We start from the raw sequence: 4,311 nt of genomic DNA on the forward strand, positions 1-4,311 counted from the left end.
GAAGACCAGAACGGGCTCAAACACCCGGTAGCTATCCATCACATGGATTAAGGTGATCACGGCAAACAATGGAGACAGGTGAGGGATTACGACATATCGAACGCGCTGCCATGGCGTTGCGCCGTCTATGATCGCCGCTTCAAGCGGCTCTTCCGGTACCGTTTGCAACCCTGCATATAGTATGATGAATGCGAAGGGTGCAGCAAACCAGACCCCGTAGGCGATGATCACCAGCCGTATCGTGACCTGATCGGCAAGAAAGTAGAATTTGCCGAGGCCCATGGCTTCTAAGGTCGCGGCGATAACACCGCCATCAATGAATAACCAATAGACCGCGAGGGACGAAACTACCGGAGTTTGGACCTGTCGCGTTTTTGTGCCGCTCCAAGTGCTCGTTTAAACCACTTTCCGTTCGAAGGCGACGGGACTTTTCCAGCCCAGTGCTGAGTGTCGGCGGCGCGGATTGTAGAAGCCGTTGATGTATTCGAAGATGGCCGCTTCAGCCTGCCGTCGGGTTTGCCATGACCGCCGCCAGATCAGCTCAGCTTTGATCGTTTTGAAGAAGGTCTCGACGGCGGCGTTATCATAGCAATTGCCTTTGCCGCTCATCGACACTTTGAAGTCATGTTGGCGCAGGATCTTCTGATAATCGTGGGAACAGTATTGGCTGCCACGATCCGTGTGGTGGATGCAGTCCTTCGGTGGTGATCTGAAGGCGATAGCCATTCTCAGCGCCCTGATGGCCAGGTCTCGCTTCATCCGATTGCTAACAGCCCAGCCAATCACACGGCGGGAATGCAAGTCCAGAATGACGGCGAGATAAAGCCAGCCTTCACGGGTCCAGACATAGCTGATGTCACCAGCCCATGTCTTGTTCGGCTGATCCGCTGTGAAGTCCCGATCCAGTAGGTTGGGCGCGATATTGAACTTGTGATCGCTGTCTGTCGTGACCTTGTGCTTGCGTGTTCTCAACACGGATATGCCGTTCTGGCGCATCAGGCGACCAACGCGACGATGCCCCACAGCCAAACCAATTTCCTTCAACTCTTCAGTCATGCGCGGCCTGCCATAGCTGCCCAAACTGAGGCGTGACTGTTCTTTGATATGCGCCAGCGTGACCAGATCAGACCGCTGTCTGCGACTGGCAGGGCGGCTGCGGAAGGCACGCAGACCGCGTGCGCTGACACCGACGACATCGCATAACCGGTTGGCTGGAAAGCTGGCTCTGTGTTCTTCGATAAACCTAAATCTCATTGCTTTAGGCCCGCGAAGAACTGGGTGGCCTTTTTTAGGATTTCCCTCTCCTCCTTGAGGAGCCGGATCTCCCGTCGAAGTCGCTCATTCTCTTGAGCGAGGCTCAAATCCTCTTTGGAAACCACGTCTGTATCTCGGTGCGCTGTGATCCATTTGTTCAGCGTGGACATCCCGACACCTAGATCATCAGCCACCTGCTTGCGTGTTAGCCCACTGGTCAATGCGATACGCACCGCATCTTGCCGGAATTCGGCCGTCCGTTTCAGTCCCATAGTCAGTCTCCTTTGCTGCAGTAGATGCTATCAAAGGAGCGGCATCAAACCGTGACAGGTCCAATCTGAACCTAGCCTATCGGTGGTTCTGTCGGCTCGATCTGAACGACCGTGTGCCGGATCATTCCACATTCTCGAAGAACCGGCATGGGCGGTTCCGCGAAAGCGAACTGCTGCGCTACCTGTTCGAGATGACCGTGGCACACAGCATTGAGGAAGGCCTCGTCAGCGGTCAGCGTATGGCCATCGATGCAAGCTTGATCGAAGCCGATGCCAACAAGCAGAACTCAACGCCGAAGGAAGAGTGGGACGCCTCAACCGTTGATCCGACCGACGCGCCCCGCGCCGTCCGCGAGTATCTCGACACGCTGGACGAGGCTGCGTTCGGCGCTGCCAGCGAGGTTCCGCCCAAGTTCACATCGCATTCCGATCCGGCGAGCCAATGGACCGCAGCCCGCAAAGGCCCTGCATTCTTTAGCTATTCCGACAACTACCTGATCGATACAGATCACGGAGTTATCATCGACGTCGAAGCCACCAGATCAATCCGTCAGGCTGAGGTCGGATCGACCAAGACCATGTTGAACCGAGTAAAGGAACGGTTCGATCTGCATCCGGAGAGACTAATCGCGGACACCGCCTATGGCACCGGCCCACTTCTGGGCTGGCTGGTTGATCGCAAGATTGCGCCGCATATCCCGGTGTTCGACAAGTCCGGTCGCAATGACGGCACCTGGACCCGCGCCGACTTCGAATGGGATGCTGAGAATGACCAATACATCTGTCCCGAAGGTCACGCCCTCAAGCAGTTCCGCCGCAACTACTCAGACCCCAACCGCGGTCCGACGGGCAAGGGCACCGCTCGCTATCGCGCTCTGAAAGAGGTCTGTCAGGTCTGCCCATCGAAAACCAAGTGCTGCCCCAACGCGGATGCCCGCAAGATCAGCCGCGAAGAAACAGAAGACGCCCGCCAGGTGGCTCGAGACATTGCCAAGACCCGCCAGTACGACATCTCAATGAAGCTCAGAAAGAAGGTGGAAATGCTCTTCGCCCACCTCAAACGCATTCTCGGCCTGGGTCGGCTCCGATTACGTGGCCCATGCGGCGCAAACGACGAATTCCTCCTCGCCGCCACCGCCCAGAACCTCCGCAAACTGGCCAAGATCTTTCCCGCACCGCAGCAAACACGTAAAGCCTGATCAGAAAGGCACTCGCGCTCGGTTCAGCACACCACTTTCTGCGTCCGCAACACGTTGTTTTTCCACAGAATCGGCTCATATCCGACCCTCGCTGCGACAAGCCTGAATTGGTAGAATGAGCCGATTGTGTTGAAAAACTCAAAAATGCAAGAGGTTCGAGTTTATTGCGAACCGGCGAACCGGCGAACCGTCGATAAAGTCCAAAGCCAATTTCGATGACAGTTGTTGAGATGCCCTGTCCAGCCCCAATTCTATGGGCCAGTTTTGAGCAAGGTTTCTGGAACGGGCGGTCGCATGTTTAGAGCCTGATGGGGTCTGACACGATTGTACTGTCTAAGCCAGGTATTGATGACGATCTGAGCCTGTTTGGTGGTGTGGAACCATTCTGCGTTGAGGACTTCCCGGCGCAGAGTGCCATTGAAGCGCTCGTTGTATCCATTCTCCCAAGGTGATCCCGGGTAGATTTGGATCGGCTTAATGCCCACCTTTCTTAACCAGGTCTGCAGGGCCGTTGCGATGAACTCCGCGCCGTTGTCGGAACGGATGTGTTCGGGCTTCCCGTGCCGCAATAAGAGTGGGTAGAGCGCATCCAGCACGTCTGCGCTGTTCATCTTCGGCTTGACCGCTACGCAGAGCGCCTCACGGGTATACTCATCCAGCACCGTCAGCATCTTGTAGCTCTGTCCGTTGCTCAGCTTGTCGTGGACAAAGTCAATGCTCCAGATGTGATTGGGATGTTGCGGTCGGAGCCGGATGATCGAGCTGTCCTTGTGGTACAGCCGTTTGCGTTTCTTGTGCCGTTGTGGGAGCTGCAAGCCTTCTTCGCGCCATAGTCGTTCGATCTTTTTATGATTGACTGCCCAGCCTTCGACACGCAGCAGCTCGGCGACCTTGCGGTAGCCGTAGCGCCCATACCGTTTGGCCAATCGGATCATCGCCAGACGTAACGCCTCATCATCCTTTGGCGCTGCGCGGTATTGCAGCGTGCTCCGCGCCAATCCAATCACGCGACAGGTGCGCCGTTCAGAGGTTGCCAGCTTTTGTCGGGTGTGGACCACGGCCTGACGAAGCTGGTCTGCCGTCAGGCCTTTGGCTTTAGATAATCAAGGCTCTCCTTGAGAATGAGTTTGTCCAGTTCAAGCTCAGCCACGATTTTCTTGAGCCGATCATTCTCTTTCTGCAGCGCCTTCAGATTGGCCATCTCAGATCGTCCCATCCCACCAAACCGCTTGCGCCATGTGTAATAGGTCGCATCACTGACACCAGCCGTTCTGCACGCCGTCGCGACATCCGAACCAGATGCCAGGCCCAGCTCAATCTCGCGCAAAAGCCGCAGAATATCTTCGTCCGAATACCGTTTCCGCGCCATCAATCCCGTCTCCAAAACTAAGCCAACTGTGGCACAGTTTTAGGGGGCCAAGACACAGGAGTGGTAGTACTTTCGATGGCTTCTGGAAACTCGAATACCATAACAGCAAGATATTGTTGAGTTCTGATGGGAAAGCCTTGGATGTCGTTACCAATCTTTTTTGGTGGAAAAGCGGCGATGCGTTTGAGGTTTCTAAGGGACCGCAACTTCCAACAAG

Annotated in this window: 3 protein-coding genes and 2 pseudogenes; 1 reads left to right on the forward strand and 4 read right to left on the reverse strand. The window is 55.6% G+C overall.

Annotated features, from left to right (window positions below):
* Both ACR0EN_RS21145 and ACR0EN_RS21150 read right to left on the reverse strand, forming a co-directional pair.
* The coding region (locus ACR0EN_RS21145; protein ID WP_480588567.1) for a carbohydrate ABC transporter permease at positions 1-318 on the reverse strand (318 nt) is incomplete at its 3' end.
* A gap of 78 nt (positions 319-396) precedes the next feature.
* Positions 397-1,526, reverse strand: a protein-coding gene (locus ACR0EN_RS21150) for an IS3 family transposase (protein WP_480424262.1) whose coding sequence is annotated in 2 segments (ribosomal slippage) — positions 397-1,283 and positions 1,283-1,526 — 1,131 coding nt in all. Because the reading frame shifts where the segments join, the coding sequence is not laid out codon by codon here.
* Between the two features lie 62 nt (positions 1,527-1,588).
* Between ACR0EN_RS21150 and ACR0EN_RS21155 the strand changes: the two are divergent.
* Positions 1,589-2,725: pseudogene (locus ACR0EN_RS21155) on the forward strand (IS1182 family transposase); the annotation flags it as partial.
* Between the two features lie 251 nt (positions 2,726-2,976).
* Here the strand turns inward: ACR0EN_RS21155 and ACR0EN_RS21160 are convergent.
* Both ACR0EN_RS21160 and ACR0EN_RS21165 read right to left on the reverse strand, forming a co-directional pair.
* Positions 2,977-4,094, reverse strand: a pseudogene (locus ACR0EN_RS21160) (IS3 family transposase).
* 17 nt (positions 4,095-4,111) lie between these two features.
* A partial coding sequence (locus ACR0EN_RS21165; protein WP_480588565.1) for a hypothetical protein occupies positions 4,112-4,311 on the reverse strand: 200 nt, incomplete at its 5' end.

The organism is Ruegeria sp. AB7 (assembly GCF_056542625.1).